Origin of the sequence: Algoriphagus winogradskyi, assembly GCF_900182815.1 — a bacterium.
In the GTDB taxonomy this organism is placed as follows: Bacteria; Bacteroidota; Bacteroidia; order Cytophagales; family Cyclobacteriaceae; genus Algoriphagus; species Algoriphagus winogradskyi.
In genome coordinates, this window is sequence record NZ_FXUA01000002.1 from 838,260 (window position 1) to 855,706 (window position 17,447).

A 17,447-nucleotide genomic window follows, 5' to 3' on the forward strand; every position below is an offset into this window, starting at 1 on the left:
GGGTTCGTACCCCATTGATTCTGAAGCAGCATAACTAATTTGTTTGGACGCACATTAGCTATGCCTAATTAAATACTTGTCAGTACTCAATAACCCAAAATTATGATAAATAAACCTTTACTGCTATTACTGCGGATGACAAAATACACCCTGTATGGTTTTTTGTTTCAAATGCTCGTATTGAACGTGGTACTTGCCCACTCAATCAAAGCCCAAAAAATCGATGAAGTTTATGTGAAAGTTTCTTTTAATGAAGAGAAACTGCTGAACGTGCTACATGAAGTGGAGAGGCAAACTGAGTTTCAGTTTACAATTCATGAAAATGAAACCTATCTCAATCAACAAGTATCTGTAAGATCTAATAAGGTTTCTGTAGAAGATTTACTTAAGGAAATTGGTAGCCAAACTGGCCTGAATTTTCAACAGGTAAATAGAAATATTTCCATGTGGCTTGCCCAGGACAAGAGCGCGGCAACGGAAGATCTTACTCAAATCAGCGCTATAAGTATTTCAGGTCTTGTCAGTGACAATACCGGAGCGCCCTTACCAGGAGTGACAATAATCGTCGAAGGCACCACCAGCGGAACTGTATCTGATATTGATGGGAGATATTCTATTGAAGCTGAAGCAGGTGATGTCTTGGTGTTTTCATTTATAGGTTTCAGTCAGCAAAAAGTAGCTGTAGCAAACCAAACAGAAATCAATGTGACTATGCGTGAAGATGAGCAGGCATTGGATGAAGTTGTAGTGGTCGGATACGGTACTCAGAAGAAGGAAGATGTCACTGGGTCTGTGGCCACTGTCAATGAAAAAACGATCAAGGATCTTCCCGTTTCTTCGGTCGATCAAAAAATGATTGGCCAAGTTGCAGGTGTTCAGATTCAGCAGGTATCAGGCGCTCCAGGCGCAGGTACCTCTATTAAGATTCGGGGCAGTGGATCCCTTGGTGCTGGAAATGAGCCTCTTTATGTAGTGGATGGTATGCCTTATTCCTCTGGGATGAACCAGTCTTTGAATCCTTTGGCATTCATTGACCCAAATAATATAGAGTCTATCACAATCTTAAAAGATGCTTCTTCCACAGCTATTTATGGTTCAAGGGGTGCAAATGGTGTGATCATGATCACTACCAAAAAGGGCACTTATAACCAGACTAATATTACTTTTTCCGCTATGGCCGGAGTTCAGCAGGTTCCAAAAAAAGGTAGACCAAATATGCTGAATCAGAGAGAGTTTGCCCAGCTGCAACGAGACAGAATAGATCTTGAAGTGGATTTAAGGGAGAACCGGGAGGCAACATTGGAAGACTATCCTGAAGAATATAGAGATCTAGATGCGCTTACTGGGCGAGGAACTGATTGGTACGATCTCATTTTGAGAGATGCGCCCATTCAGGATTACAATTTCAATCTTCAAAAGGGAACAGAAGATTCTCGTATCAATTTTAGTCTAGGTTACTTTAATCAGCAAGGTGTTCTTAAGGAAACTGGAATCGAACGCTTTAGTACAAAGCTCGGAGTAGAAACAGACCTTTTCACCAACCTGAAATTGGGAGTTTCTATTCAGCCAACCTATATAAATCAGCAAAGAGCCAACACAAACCTGAATAGAGAAGACGTTTTAGGTGTTAGTATTTGGGCAAACCCAATTTCTACTCCTTATGATGAAAATGGAAATCTTAAACCATACATAGTAGCTCCTCAAAGCAAATTTCACTCAGCATGGAGCTTCGCTAATCCATTGTATGTACTGCAGGAAATGACTACCGAGCAGAAGTCCTTTCAAAACCTGGGCTTAGCATTTTTGGAATGGAGCATATTACCAAACCTTCGTTTCAGGTCTTCCTTGAATACAATTTTGGAAGCATCTAAGTATTTTCAATTTGTTCCTAGCACCGTGGGGGGATCTAATAGACCGCCTACTGCAGGTACAGGTAACTCTACAAATACCCGATACAATAGCTTCAATTGGTTGGTTGAGAATACAGTTAATTACGATTTGAGTTTTGGAGAACATTCATTCAACTCCTTACTGGGGTATACCATCCAACGCTTTAATTCCAATAATATAAATTTGAATGCCAGCCCTTATCCGAATGATTTGATAACAACGATCAACGCGGCCCAAGCTATTAATTCATGGGGTGAGGCAGTAAATGAGTGGAGTATGATTTCATATTTGGGAAGAATCAACTATTCATTCAAAGAGCGTTATTTATTCACCGCAACTTTTAGAGCGGATGGTTCTTCACGATTTGGGAGTGATAACCGTTTTGCAATCTTTCCCTCATTAGCGGGTGCATGGAGAGTGTCAGAAGAGGAGTTTTTCAATGACATATCCTGGATAGATAATTTGAAGTTAAGAGTCAGCTATGGCAAAAGTGGAAATAATAACATCGGGAATTATGCTCATTTGGCTAATATCAGCGCTGGGTCCTATGTCTTTGGAAATACTCAGGTGACTGGCTCCAGTGTTGGGATATCCAATCCTAGTCTGACTTGGGAAGAATCAAATCAAATCGATGTGGGATTGGATTTTGATTTTTTCAATAGCCGCGCCTTTTTCATGATTGATTATTTCAAGAGAAGAAGCAATAACATGTTGCTGGAAGATGTGATACCTGCCATCACTGGATTTAATTCTCAAACAATTAATCAAGGAAGTGTTCAAAACACAGGGATAGAAATCGCTTTGGGAGGAACACCTATCGCTGGTGAATTTAGTTGGAATATCAGTGGGAATGTCGCATTCAACAGAAACGAAGTACTTTCTTTAAATGATAATACGGTGAGAATTTTGTCGGGCAACAATGATGGGAATCCTACACATATTTCAGTAGTGGGGAAGCCTATTGGTCAATTTTTCGGTTTTGTACTTGAAGGAGTATATACGCCAGAATACTTAAGCCAGCCTGGGGTAGTTAATTCTCCGCAGGTCTATGAAGGAAACGTAAAATATAAAGATGTAAATGGTGATGGATTTATCAATGATGTGCTTGATTACACAATTATTGGTAATCCCCATCCAGATTTCATCTTCGGACTTACCAATAATTTCTCTTACAAGAACTTTGACTTAGGGGTAATTATAAACGGTCAAGTTGGTGGTCAGGTCATGAATGGCTTGAGACAAACCACGGATAATTTACAGGGATTTTTCAATGTAGATAGAGATTGGGAGCAAAGATGGAGGAGTACTGAGAACCCTGGTGATGGTATTCATTCCGGAGTGCCAAAATTGAAGCCAAGCTGGGGACATAGAGTATCAACGCTGTGGGTGGAGGATGCTTCTTATTTGCGTATTGCAAATTTGACTTTGGGATATACCATTCCATCGAGCTTGTCTGAGAAAATGAAAGTATTAAAGAGTTCAAGACTGTATTTTACAGTGCAAAACTTAGCCATGTTTACCAATTACAAAGGAGCAAATCCTGAAGGCCAGGCAGCGAACCAGAATAATACTTTGGTTCCTGGTTTTGATATGACATCGTATCCGCTGTCTAGGACTATGTCATTGGGAATTAATCTTTCTTTTTAATCTGGAATGAAAACGATGTTCCATCACAAGCTAAATTATTGCATTATGAAAAAGTTACTATATATAGTTCTCTTATTTACTATTACTTCCTGCGCGGATGATTTCTTGGAAATTTACCCTGATACCACATTGAGTGAAGGGAATTTCTATCAATCTCAGGAAGAGTTTATTCTCTTAGCTAACGGCTGTTATATACCATTAAGAGACATTGAGAAAAATACGCACTGGGTTATTGCAGAGTTAATCTCTGACAATACCAGTTTTCAATATAATATCTTGACTGGTGAGGCTGTGCGAGGCGTTATTGATCAGTTTATCATTACCGCTGACAATAGGGCTTATTCAGAGTTTTGGAATTTGTCTTACAATGGAATAAATAGAACCAACAAACTGCTGATAGAGATAGATAGGCCTGAAGTAGAATGGTCGGATTTAGCGTATAAAAGCAGATCTTCTGGAGAGGCTTACTTCCTACGCGCTTTGTATTATTTTAATCTGGTAAGGCAATTTGGAGGTGTTCCATTAGTGCTGACTCCAATTAGCGCTCAGGAAGCACTCCAAATGGGTAGGGTAAGCGAGGAAGAGATATACGCCAGTATTATCAGTGATTTGAATTCAGCGATAGAGCAGTTTGCTTTGGCTACCCAATTGGAGGAAAATGGTAGAGCCAATTTGAATTCTGCCTATGGCTTATTGGGTAAGGTTTATCTGACAGTGAAAGAATATGACAATGCGGAAAAGGCGCTTAAAAAAGTGATTGATTCGAATAAATATTCTCTGTTGCCAGATTATGCGGATTTATATGATCCAAGTAACAAGGATTATACAGAAACCATTTTTAGTGTGCAGTATTCCGAAAACAGCCGAGAGCTTTCTAATCGATTTATCTTCATGTTCGCGCCTTGGAGTTCAAAAGGAAGTATTACACAACGTCCTAATATTAATATTATCTCTGCTGGCTGGAATCAGCCAACAATGGATTTGTTGAATGCTTTTGAAGATGGGGATAAAAGAAAAGATGTCTCTATAAAATTCTGGAATGGTCCTGATTGGGATGGTGCGGTGAGAGATATACCGTACACCGGCAAGTTTAAGCCTCCAATCTCTGCGCCTGATGATCGCACGGGAGACAATTTCCCGGTATTAAGATATTCCGATGTGCTATTGATGTATGCTGAGGCTTTGAACGAGCAAGGAAAAACTGGAGATGCCTTGCCTTACGTTCAGCAAGTGCGTGATCGAGCAGGGTTGGATGCTTCTCTGTCTGGCTATGGAAAAGCAGAACTGGAAGAGTTGATAGCCAAGGAGCGCCAAGTTGAGTTTTGCTTTGAGAATCAGCGTTGGTATGATCTAAAAAGAACAGACAAAGCTATAGAAGTAATGACTGCTCATGGACAGCGGGAGTTGGCTCAAAAAGATTTTCTATACAACAGCGCCTACCAAATTGATCCTCATAAGCTATTAGCTCCCTTACCAGCCGAGCAAATACTTATTAATAGTTTAACCCAAAATCCAGGATATTAATATGACTGACATTGTTAATTTATTTATAGTTAACCTTCGAGGTTACAAATTCCTAGTGGGGTTGAATCTTTTGCTCCTTTTCAATTATGTAGTTCCATTTAAGTCCTTAGCCCAAAGCGAAAAACCGAACGTAATATTCATCCTCGCCGACCAATGGCGGGCAGACGCTGTGGGATATGCTGGAAATACCGATGTGATCACACCAAATCTCGACAGGTTAGCCAAAGAAAGTCTGGTTTTTGATAATGCCGTTACTGTAATGGCTGTATGTGCTCCTTGGAGAGCTAGTTTTCTGACTGGACAATACCCTCTAACTAATGGTGTTTTTTACAATGATAAACCTCTTCCTTCAGAAGCTTTGACAATGGCTGAAATCTATAAAGAGCAGGGCTATCAAACAGGCTACATAGGGAAGTGGCATCTAAATGGTCATAAGAGGGGAGAAGACGCATTTAGCGCTAGGGACAAACCAGTAACTAAAGACCGTCGTCAAGGATTTGATTATTGGAAGGTAAGAGAAGTGACACATGATTATAATAACTCTTTCTACTTTGATGAAAATGATCAAAGACAAGTATGGGAAGGATATGACGCTTTTTCCCAGACGGACAGTGCAATCAGTTACATCAAAAAGAACAAGGACAATCCATTCTTGTTGATGATGTCTTGGGGACCTCCGCATAATCCTTACCATACTGCGCCTGCAGAATATAGGGCGATGTACGACCCCGCAAAAATAAATTTGAGAGAAAATGTACCTGTGCATTTGCAGGACAGCGCAAGGAAGGTGATTGCAGATTATTATGCGCATATCACGGCATTGGATAAAGCGGTTGGCGATCTTTTAAATGCGATCGATAAGCAAGGAATAGCCGATAATACCATATTCGTATTTACCTCAGAGCATGGGGATATGTTATTTTCCAAAGGTGTACTGCGCAAGCAAAGACCTTGGGATGAATCTATCAAAGTTCCTATGTTGATCAGGTATCCAGATAAACTTCGTAAAGCCAGGGAAATCAAAGGACCAATTAATACTCCTGATTTGCTTCCTACGTTGCTGGGTTTAAGTGGAATCAGTGTGCCGAAGAGCATAGAAGGTACAGATTTTTCTTCCTCCTTGTTAAGTGGAAAGGATATTGAAAATGAAGGTGCATTAATCATGTTGCCAGTTCCTTTTCACGAATGGAATTTCTCCAATGGAGGAAGGGAATTCAGAGGGATTCGAACTGAACGGTACACGTATGTAAAGGATTTGGCCGGTCCTTGGTTATTATATGACAATGAAAAAGATCCCTACCAGCAGAAAAACCTAGTTGGTTCGCCTGACTATTCAAACCTTCAATCAACCTTAGAAAAGGTTCTTCAGTCTAAGTTGGATTATACAAATGATTCCTTTTTACCAGCAGATGATTACATGACCCAATGGAATTATTTGTATGATAAGCAGGATAGTATTAGGACGAAGGACTATTTAAAGATTAATAGGTAGCAAAATCTCTTTAAAAGGGATTTTAGCTACCTAGTTTGTGGAATTACTTTTAGTTTGTGTTTTTTGTTGAAAACCGGTGGGTCTTTGAGCTATCGGTTTTCTTTATTTAGTAATTCTTGAATAGAACACCGTGGGTCGAATTATTTAAAGGTGAGAATTTAGAAGGCTGACATACATTAGGTGGAGAAGCGAGCTACATAGTGGTGGAAGGAGCAAAAGAAGGAACTACAGTGGGAAATACACCCAATTCATTTTTAAGAACTGATGAAGTATATGGTGATTTTGTCTTGGAATTAGGTTATTGGGTCGACCCTTCTATGAATTCCGGCATCCAGATCAGAAGCAAAAGTTTTGATCATTATCGAAATGGCAGAGTCCATGGGTACCAAATAGAAATTGATCCTTCACAAAGAGCTTGGAGCGCAGGAATCTTTGATGAAGGTAGAAGAGGTTGGTTGGTCCCCTTGACAGATAACGCTGAGGGCCAAAACGCATTTAAACAAAATGATTGGAATCATTACAGAATTGAAGCTATTGCAGATATCATCAAAACATGGATCAATGGTGTGCCGGCAGCTTATCTAATGCACCAAGTAAATTAATTAAATAGAATTTCGGCAGTAACACTTGACCTACAATTGGTTGAAATGAATAGTCTTACGAGTTCTTTTAAGGGTGTGTCCCAGTTTTTTATCTAGTGAAAACCGTTAGTATTTCTGTCAAATTTTAAAACGATAGAGTTGCTCGTACCCCTCGTGACCTACGGATAATACGAGACTGTAGAGGGCTTCGAAAGCAAAGGTTTATTTCTAATTTTAACTCTCTTTTACTGATTTTTCATTGAATTTGGAGCTTTCATCCCATAATGCTTTCAAAGAAGTTCTGTTTCTTTTGTTTTAAAGAACTTCCTGTCACTCAGATTTACAGAAATGATAAGAAGAGCTAAAAGAAAAAATCTAGCCGGATCCCCAGCTAGATTTAAATCTTTTTACTTTATTAATGCGCTTATTTTTACTGCGCATCCCAAAATACTCTGGATAGTAAATTATCCCCTCCGATTGCCGTTGCAGCAGCGGTATAATTCTTGGTATTTGTGGAGCCTTCTTCGTCAGGATAGGAAAATCTTCGTACAAAGCCACCATTCAAATTATTGTTGGCTAGATTTGGACTTAAGCTTGGATAGCCACTCCTTCTAAAATTCGCAAAAGCTTCTGTACCATTTCTGATATTTACCACCCAATATTGAGTGTTTATCAGTTCCAAGGCATTAGTCGAATTGAAGGCGATATCAGGGTGCTCCAAATATGCCGCAATTTGCTCAGCAGTTATTGGATCTGTTTGTGGATAACGATCATAATTCTTCAAATCTGCTCTAATTCCATTTTCATAATACGTCTGGGCAGAACCAGTTACCCATCCTCTGTGGGCTGCTTCTGCGAGTAGCAAAGAAGTTTGCGCATAAGTCACCCAAAAGTCAGGAGCATCAGGGGCTGCAACCGAATAGATATTCATTTGTGAATAGTTAAGACCACCACCCCTTGATCCTCTGTAATCACCATTCGGATCAGCTAGAACGGTACTAATCACTCCTATAGGCACGCCAAATTGATTTTCTAAATCTGTATCAGGATTTAAATCGTTGGCTACTGCGGCGGGGTCCTCAAAAGTAGCTATGATATATGGAGCACGAGGATCATTAGTTGATTTGAGTTGATTCACGAAAGGCTCAGCAGCATAGTTGAAATAGGAAAAATTTCGCAAGTTATTATTGTCTCCCTGTGCATATAAGGTTCCATCGTACTTCACATAGGCGTTGTCTTCATTTGAAGTCATAACACCTGCATTGAAAGCCTGGGAGACGATCGATTGAGCTTTGGAGGGGTCAATCTTGCTGTATCGCATTCCCAGTCTTAAGAGAAGAGAGTTTCCTAGCTTTTTCCATTGCTCTACTTGCGCCGGCGCACTACCCGCGGGGCTTTCACTATTATTGCCAAAGAAAAGATCTTCGGGTACATAGTCAGCTCCGGAATTCAATCCTGCAATGGCTTCTGACAGTTCTTTCTGAAGATCAATGTATATGGCTTCATCGTCATCGTATGCAGGGAAAAACACCCCGTCTATTACTGCATTTCCTGCTTCGAAATAGGGTACATCTCCATAGGAATCCACCAGTCCCATAAATGCTTGAGCTTTCCAAATTCTAATCATATTTAGCAGGTTGGTGCGATCGGTGTCCTTTCCTAAAAGAGCAATCGCTTGGTTCATGTTTTTGATAGGTCCAGGATAGGACAAATTCCATTTACCATTACTTAACCCGTCAATGTCTTCATTAAAGTTGAAGCCTAATGTTGCTCCTTGATTATATGGATTGACGAATTGTTGTACAATCGTGTGTTCAGCTGCATAACCTCCCAAGGGAGTTCGTTGAGCCCCAGCGAAGAGCAAGGCCGGATCAATGTCCGTTACTGCGTACGGATTTGTATTTATATCTATAAAATCCTTATCGCATCCACTAAGGGAAATAATGGCAGAAATAGCGAGGATATAGTATCTTATCGATTTCATAATATTAGAATTTAACATTTAAGCTCAAATTGAAATTTCTGGTGGTAGGCAATGAGGAGTTTTCATAACCTGCTCTAAAGTCACCGGATGACTGCACTGCCTCAGGGTCTAATCCTGGGAAGTCTTTATAAAGGATAGCTAAATTCCTTGCAGCCGCAGAGACAGAAAGACCTTTTACAAACTTCATGAATGGCACATTACTAACAGCCTCTGTGAGGTTATAGGAAATGGAAACGTTTCTAAGTTTCACGAAGTCCGATTTAAAAATAAATGGATCTCCAATCTGCTGGTTTCTATAATCAGCATAGAAGCTTTGTAAATTGGTAACCACAGTGGTATTAGGCTCTCCATTATCATATACGCCAGGGAAAATCAATCCATTTTCACCCTCTCTACGTCCTTGTAAGGAAAGCTGAGAATGACCTTGTCTAAGCATGTTTAGGTGTGTCGACGACATGACCATACCGCCGAGTTTGTAGTCAATATGTACTCCTAGACTCAATTTTTTATAGGTAAACGTATTCGTCCACCCTCCTGTATGCTTTGGTATTGAGCTTCCGATTGGCAAAAAACCATTCGTGTCTTCTCCCCCTGGTGTAGTGCTATTAGTGGATCTTAATCTGCCTTGATTGGTTACTAGAATGTCACCATTTGCATTCCTAAGATAGGTTCTGGTATACAGTTGGTTCATTGGGAGGCCTTCTGTGTATCTTAATTGCCCTAGGAACTCATTTCCTGTGTCGTTAAAAGATACTACTAGCATAGTTCCGCTCTCATTGCCCACGTCTAATACTTCAGTAGTCAAGTATGCGCTATTCCAAGAACTCGTCCATCTGAAATTGGAGGTTTCTATAGGAGAATATTCAATCAAGAATTCTAATCCGCTATTTTTTAAAGAAGCTGTGTTTTGTTTTGAATCCGTATAGCCGGAGGCATTGGAAAGTTGCACATCCAAGATTTGGTCGGTCGTTATCTTTTCAAACGCTCCTATGTCCAATAATAGGCGATTGTTAAACAGCCTCATTTCCAGTCCGATTTCCTTTTCAGTAACAGTAAATGGTTGCAGATTAGAATTCGGAGCGAAACTTCCGTTTACTCCAGCTAGTGTCTGCCCATTAAATTGGTTTTGATTTATACTATAGGTTAGCAAACCCTCATAGGTCCCTACTCCATTTGCACTTCCTACTTCTGCCCATGAGCCTCTCAATTTGGCATAGGAAAGCCAATTGGCACTTGTCATGAGTTCGGAGAAAATAAAACTACCTGAAATGGATGGGTAGAACTTGGAATTGTTTTGGGGGTTGAGGACAGAAAACCAGTCGTTTCTACCTGTGAAATTCAGATAAAGGATGCCGTTATAACCAAATTCAGCTAAGCCATAAAGTGAGTTTACACGACTCTCGGAGAAACCATAGCTCTGATTTTTTATTGTCCCGTTTGCAATCGAATATAGATCAGCTACTACAAAATTACTCGCATCCTGACTCATGTTCTGATATTTTGTGCGCCAGGTATTGCCACCAAAACTAACGTCCACCGAAAACTTTTCCCATTGCTTATTTCCTCCTACCAAGAAGTCAGCATTGATATCAGAAGTAGTAGTTTGAGAAAGATTATATGATCCACGATAAGTGCCATCACCTTGGAATAAAGTAGTGGAACCGGTGCCATTTAATCTGTTCCATTCCGCGAAAGCATTGCCATCATCGTAATTCAACCTGCCTTGAGCATATAGCCAATCGGTGATTTGATACCTCAATGTCGCTGTACCGAGTAATCTACTTCTTTTCTCGTCAAAATATTGCTTCCCTTGCAATGGGTAGAAAGGGTTATTTATAGTGCCCAGAAAGCCATTTGTACGAAACTCCGCGCCCGTTTCAGGATTTACAGCACTTTCTCTGTATGCTTCATAAGGAGTGGAAATTCCCATACGGTTAAAAAAGTTAATTGCCCCATCTCCCTGCGTACCTATTTGAGGCGGGTTAAGGTTATGTTCATTCGCATAGTTTATATTCAATTGAAATGATAGCTTATCGGATAAACTATGATTAATCCCCACATTAAATATACGCTTGACGTATTCATTCATTGGCTGTATGCCGGTCGCATCCACATTTGAAAATGAAACACGGAAACTCCCTTTACTCGTACCACCAGAGATCCCAATGGTGTTTGTCCAGTTTGATCCAGTTTGTAAAAAATCATATAACTGGTATGGATTGGCAGAATAAGGTCTCATTTGTCCATCAAAATTGATCGTTGGTGCCCCGTCTAACCTTTCTCCGAATCCAAATTGCCCGTAAGATTGGGCTTCGCCTTGCGTTTTAGGTCTCACACCTCCAGTACCAATTCCATACTCAGTTTGGATTAATTCATCCAGAAAATTTAGTGGAGTAGAAGAAGTATAGCTAGTGGTGAAATCTACGCCGATTCCTTGACCTTTCTCCCCTGATTTGGTTGTAATAATAATGGCGCCATTTGCAGCTCTAGCTCCATAGATTGCTGCTGCTGTAGCTCCTTTGAGTACAGTCATGCTCTCAATATCGTCCGGGTTGATATTCTGTAGATTATCACCTCTGTCGCGTTGTTGCCCATTTCCATTTACTCCACGCGCACCTTGATCCATAGGTAGGCCATTGATTACGATGAGGGGAGCATTATTAGCTCCTGCAAAGGCAGATTGTCCTCGAAGTCTGATTTGTGTACTAGACCCTGCACCTGCTGCAGGAGGAGTGATATTTAGTCCTGCTACCTTGCCTTCCAGTGATTCCATCACGTTGGTAGTTCTGTTTTTAACCAATTCATCTGTGTTAACAGAGGTCGCAGAATAGCCTAATTTCTTGGATTCCTTTTTGATACCAAGAGCTGTGACTACAACCTCTTCCAACGATTTTTCATCTACTTCTAGATTTACATTGATTTCAGCTCTGTTTCCGACGATGACTTCTGTGGTAGAATAGCCTATAAATGAGAAAGTAAGTATACTGTTTTCATCTTCAACCTCTACAGAATATTTTCCATCTGAATTAGTTACCGTTCCTGAAGACGAACCTTTTACAATAACTGAAACTCCAGGAAGAGGCATGCCTGTTTCATCAAATACAATACCCGTGACTATTATAGAAGTGGGAGTTTCTGAGTATAATTCAATGCTATTTAAGGCAGTTCCTGTAGGTGTTTCGAGTGAGGTATACATCTCATGTGCATGAGTTATACCTCCGGTATGCAAAAATATCGCAATACCGAATATCAGGTAATTTTTTTTCATTATTATGGGTTTTGGTTAGTGATAGTGAACTTCTCCCATTGACCAAATAGTTACAGAAGTATATTTTATTGTATTTAATAAAATAACTTCTGTAACTAGGTTTAATAGGTTGAGTTATTCTTATTGATAACAAGTTAAAAATTACTATTTATCGATACTTCCAAAAATAACCTCCGTAGGATTTTGAACAAAAAAATAGCTTCATCCACAATAGGTGAATGAAGCTATTTAAATATAAATTATAAATACTTTGGGGGGATAAAAACTAGGTAATACAGTTGATTGGAATTATGAATTCAAAACATAGTTTTTTTATTTAAAGTAAATTATATAGTGCGTTGGAATAATATGCCGGCTAAAGTTCACTTTGTAATCTTGCGATATCTGCGAACTCCTCATGTAATTTGGAACTTAAGCGCTCAAAAATTGAAAAATATTTCATGTAAGCCGTATTGTTTTGGTAGTTTGGTTCAAAAGTAGTGGACATTACTACTGACTTGGCTGCGTCCTCCAAGTCGCTGAAAATTCCTAGGTCTGTAGCGCTAAGTAAAAATGCACCTTGGGCAATGCTGTCTGGATTTTTGCCTACACTTACAGGCTTGTTGAAAAGATCTGCCAGTATTTGTGTACAAAATGGTATAGAGGCAAAGCTGCCATTGGTAGTCAAAGAATTGAAGTTTTTATGGTCTTCTAGGGTTTTTCCTATACTGTAAATCTCATACAAAATACCTTCGAGAGTAGCTCGAATAAAGTGCTGCCGCTCATGTTTGATGTTAATTCCGAAGTAGGAGCCTCTAGCGTTTGCATTCCAAATCGGAGCTCGCTCACCTAAAAGATAGGGAAGGAAAAGCAACCCCTCGGAACCAGGCTTTATTGTGGATGCTTCCGTGATCAGTCCTTTCATGGCATATTCTATATCATAGGCTTCCTTGAAATCTCCAAAATGTTTGGTGAACCATTCGAAAGCAATACCTCCATTATTAGTAGGTCCACCCGAAACGTAGTATTTGTCAGTCAGCAAGTAGCTAAAAATTCGTTGTTGAGGATCATTTAAAGGCTTTTTTCCGACAACTCGCACTGCACCGCTATCTTCAATCGTAATGGTTGCTTTCTCTTCTTCCCATATGCCACCTCCCAAAGTTGCGAGGCACCCATCGCTCGAACCAATGATGATTTTAACTCCTTTGGGCAACCCGAGTGATTTTTGATATTCACTTCGTAGTCTGTTGAGTGGATGGAAAACAGGGACCAAATCTGGTAACTGCCCTGCCTTTATCCCAGCAAAATCCAGCGCGTTATTTTCCCATTTTCGCGTGTGGATGTTCAATAAGCCAGTTGCAGATGCTAAGCTATAATCAAGCAGATAGTCTTGAGTAAGTTGCTGAATTATGTAGCTTTTGATGGTGATGAATTTGTCGGTTTTTTCGAATCGCTTGGAGTCGTATCGCTTCATCCAGGCTATTTTTATCATAGGTGACATAGGATGAATAGGAGTTCCTGTGGCTTCGTATATTTTCTGCCCTATGCCGGAATTTTTTAACTCAAGCGCCTCATTTTTACCTCTATTGTCAGCCCAGGTAATTGCATATCCTATTGGAACTCCATGTCTATCTACCGGCAATACACTATGCATGGAGGCGCTGAAACAGATAGAAATCACAGTATGATTTTTAGGGTGAATCTGCTCGCTTAGGAGGTTTTTCAACACATATAGCATGGTGATGAACATCTGGTCCGGGTCCTGCTCGCTGTAGTCTGGCTCCCGGTGAAAAGTAGGGTAAGAGCCCTTAGATTTAGCAATGACATTGCCTTTCAGATCTATTGCCAGGATCCGAACTGCGTTTGTTCCGATTTCTATCGTAATAATACATTCCATAGTCGTGGGATAATGTGGTTAGTTGGATGTATATCTCTTCCGGTATTCATTGGGTGTATGGCCGGTAAGCTTCTTAAATGTGGTAGAAAAATGCTGAGATGAATAAAAGCCCGTCTCCAATGCTATATCTGTAATGTTTATATCCTTCAGTTTCAACAAGCGAATGGCTTCTGAAATTCGAATATTGATTAAATAGTTTAAGGGAGGGAATCCGGTGTAATTTTTAACCTTTTCTGTAAAGGTAGTCGTGCCTAATCCCATCAAAGTCGCCATCTCCTCAACGGTCCATTTATGAGAAAGATCTTTTCTCAAACTTTCTTCTAAGTTGGTGAAGGATTTTGGGAAATCACGTCTAGATACTGCCTGTCTAGTGACCTGTCTGCATAGCAGGATTAGGATAGAATCTAAGATGTAATTCACCCGTGTAAAACTACCTATTTCACTGTTTTCAATCTCTGACTGCATTACCTGAAACATAGAGGAAAATTCACCTGCTCGCATCACAGGTTTTTGATTTGATTCGAGAATTTTACCAATAATTTGCCATTCACTTTTTTTTATTCTGCTCCATTTTCCTAGAACCAAATACCCCTCCGAATCAATTTTTTCTACCTTAAGGTAGATCCAATAAAGTGTGCCAATGCCAAAATACCCATGTGCTCCGCCTATTTCTTGACCTGGTAAAATTAGTGCAGAATCACCTGGGTATAGTGTCTCATTTTTGCCATTAATAATCCAATCAAATTTTCCGTCTACTATATAATAGAGTTGTAAATAGTTAGCCTTTCTCACCTCAAAGGAATCTAAGGTGACAGAATTATTATTTCTCAATCCAAATTCTACTATATGTGGAAATCGATTGACTTCCGCTAGCGTTTCATGTTGATATTTAAATGGACAATGAGGCATCTGTTGGCTGCTGATAAGTGCAAAATTAAATCACTTTTTCTAGTGCTATACTATTATTAAATAGACATATAAAATGATTCATGTCTTCCTTTTTTTTTTACTTATTCTATTATCTAACAACTAATTCTTATGGTATTCTTGGGTTGATTTGATTGTTTTAAATTTATTTATGTTTAAATGTAAATAGTGATAGGTGGACTGATCGGTTTTATTTTATGTTATTCATTCAGTCGCTATTAATTTTTTATAAGTTGATGTTAATGATCGTTGTGTTGAACTAGGAGATTTTTGAGCTGTATATTTTTAATTTTGATGTCTGTCTTATGTATATATATGCTATTCCATTATAAAGAGATTAAATAATCTTAAGATAAGCTAAACTCTAGTTTTTAGGTACTTCGGTCACCTGTTTTTGGTCTTCCGGTCAGGTGAACAAAGAACTAATGGATGCTGGAATCATTGCGGATAATAATATCTCTTCTATATCTATCATTTTTGCGGTAAAATTACCCTATGCAAAACCTGTTGTTTTGAACAGGGTCAGTGGGTTTTTCCCCAGGCTTTGGCCATTTGTGCGGTGAATTTCCCAGGCTCACCGTCAAACTGAATTATATTGCAATCTTGGACATTCCAGCTGCTCATCGTAGCCGAGTTATATCCTGAGATTAAATAGCCTGCATTGTCGTAGTAGGTTACCTTGGGGTTTTTCGCCCATTCATTTTTACCTCTTTTCTCTATAAAAATGGTTTTCCCTTCTGTCAAATTGTGATCTTCAACGTACTTGAGGGTTACATTTTCCTGATCAAAAAGTGCCCAGCTTGCCACTAGACCTCCACCTATATGGCCTTGCAACCAGTACTTGTGATCAATCATTTTAGCATTGGCATATTGAGTAGGGATATATTCATAGAGCCACTGTCTGAATGGTAGATTTGGTATATCTGCGACCTTTTTTGCCCGCCAAGCCTCTGCCATCTTTTTAGTGAAATCATCAGATTTTCCACCACTGTATTGAATCACAACTACTAGGCCCACCTCAAAGTGTCCCATCGTGGCTTCATCATAACTGGGTATACTGTATCCCACTCCGCTAATAAAGTTAACATTGGGAATGGACTCCCAGCCTTGGCTTTTAGGTTGTTCTATGAATATAGATTTGCCTTTAAAAAGTCCGTGAAGTTCTTTCAACTCCATTTGAGAATTGGACATAGAGCCCCAGGTTACCGTCAGTTCATCATTAGGAAAGACGCTTTGATACCAAGCTCCATGATAGGTGATAGGATTGTTTGGGTGTTTTGCCTTCACATAGTCCACTAGCCAAAGAGCGAAGTTCAACTCTGATTTGTCAGCCGTTTTTGCGTAGACTTCTTGCATTTTCTCTACAAAAGGACGCGTGTTAGCTCCGTTAAAATGGATAACTGCCAGTCGTCCTACATCAAATTTGCCCATGGTCGCAGACTTGTAATTAGGAACATAGTAACCAACGCCCTTGTAATATTGAATGGAAGTATTCTTTACCCAATCAGTTTTATCCTCCTTGGCTATAAAGATGGTTTGGTCCTCATTCAAGCCTTCACTTACACCTAAATCCATGTGATCCTGAAGCATTTGTCCCCAACTTAATTTGATATCATATTCTGGTATTTCTACATGATACCAACCATGGTGCTGCAGGAAATCATTTTGAGGAAATTCTGATTGTGTGTAGTCTTTTAACCATCTAGTCATGGATGATTCGTATTCTGGAGTATTTTCAAACAACCAATCTTTCTGCATCCTTTCCACAAATTTTCTGGCACCTGTACCTCTAAACTGCAGAACTGAAAGCTTGGCCACTTCGAGATCTCCCATGGTAGCTTCAGTATAGCCTGGGATGAAATAGCCTGCGCCTTCGGTCAATTCCATGGTCGGGATTGTAGTCCAATTGTCATTGATTGGCTCTGAAATGTAAAGCGCTTTTCCTTCGTAGTGGCCTGTCACTCCTTTCAGATTCAATTGTTCCTGCGGTAAAAACGCCCAACTAATAGTAACATCTACTGCTGGGATCACTGCCTGGTACCAATCTTTGTTGTCTATTATTTCTACTCCAGGGTATTGAGAAGGAATGTAGTCTCGTAACCAATCAGCCAGAATTAATTTATCTTTCTGTTGAATTTCTGCCTGTGAGTGCTTGAGCGGGGCAATCACGATCAATGATGTGAGAAGGATAACAAAGAAGTTAGCCTTCATAGTCTGGGTTGATTTCATAGGTTTGTTGGGTTTGTTGTTAATATTAA

The 17,447-nt window shown here is 39.7% G+C and carries 9 protein-coding genes; 4 read left to right on the forward strand and 5 right to left on the reverse strand.

Annotated elements, in window-relative coordinates:
- The first annotated feature begins 102 nt into the window (after nt 1–102).
- The 4 genes from QOL76_RS08175 (at nt 103) to QOL76_RS08190 (ending at nt 7,155) form a co-directional block, all read left to right on the forward strand.
- The gene (locus QOL76_RS08175; RefSeq protein ID WP_283412460.1) at nt 103–3,537 is read left to right on the forward strand and encodes a SusC/RagA family TonB-linked outer membrane protein; all 3,435 of its coding nucleotides are present in this window, start codon (nt 103–105) and stop codon (nt 3,535–3,537) included.
- A 45-nt stretch (nt 3,538–3,582) separates the two neighbouring features.
- Nucleotides 3,583–5,061: a RagB/SusD family nutrient uptake outer membrane protein gene (locus QOL76_RS08180; protein ID WP_283412461.1), complete on the forward strand. Its 1,479-nt coding sequence runs from the start codon at nt 3,583–3,585 to the stop codon at nt 5,059–5,061.
- 1 nt (nt 5,062) lies between these two features.
- The gene (locus QOL76_RS08185) at nt 5,063–6,553 is read left to right on the forward strand and encodes a sulfatase family protein (RefSeq protein WP_283412462.1); all 1,491 of its coding nucleotides are present in this window, start codon (nt 5,063–5,065) and stop codon (nt 6,551–6,553) included.
- Between the two features lie 203 nt (nt 6,554–6,756).
- A complete protein-coding gene (locus QOL76_RS08190; protein ID WP_283412463.1) occupies nt 6,757–7,155 on the forward strand; it encodes a 3-keto-disaccharide hydrolase in 399 nt (132 codons plus the stop codon).
- 409 nt (nt 7,156–7,564) lie between these two features.
- Here QOL76_RS08190 and QOL76_RS08195 read toward each other — a convergent pair whose 3' ends face one another.
- From QOL76_RS08195 to QOL76_RS08215, 5 genes are all read right to left on the reverse strand, one after another.
- Nucleotides 7,565–9,118 carry a SusD/RagB family nutrient-binding outer membrane lipoprotein gene (locus tag QOL76_RS08195; protein ID WP_283412464.1) on the reverse strand — a complete coding sequence of 518 codons (1,554 nt, stop codon included), beginning with the start codon at nt 9,116–9,118 and terminating at the stop codon, nt 7,565–7,567.
- A 4-nt stretch (nt 9,119–9,122) separates the two neighbouring features.
- Complete coding sequence (locus tag QOL76_RS08200; RefSeq protein ID WP_283412465.1) at nt 9,123–12,386, reverse strand: SusC/RagA family TonB-linked outer membrane protein; 3,264 nt, start codon at nt 12,384–12,386, stop codon at nt 9,123–9,125.
- A gap of 355 nt (nt 12,387–12,741) precedes the next feature.
- Nucleotides 12,742–14,262, reverse strand: a complete 1,521-nt coding sequence (locus QOL76_RS08205; protein ID WP_283412466.1) for a gluconokinase — start codon at nt 14,260–14,262, stop codon at nt 12,742–12,744.
- A gap of 18 nt (nt 14,263–14,280) precedes the next feature.
- Nucleotides 14,281–15,171: an AraC family transcriptional regulator gene (locus QOL76_RS08210; protein WP_283412467.1), complete on the reverse strand. Its 891-nt coding sequence runs from the start codon at nt 15,169–15,171 to the stop codon at nt 14,281–14,283.
- Between the two features lie 540 nt (nt 15,172–15,711).
- The gene (locus QOL76_RS08215; protein WP_283412468.1) at nt 15,712–17,418 is read right to left on the reverse strand and encodes a hypothetical protein; all 1,707 of its coding nucleotides are present in this window, start codon (nt 17,416–17,418) and stop codon (nt 15,712–15,714) included.
- Nucleotides 17,419–17,447 lie beyond the last annotated feature (29 nt).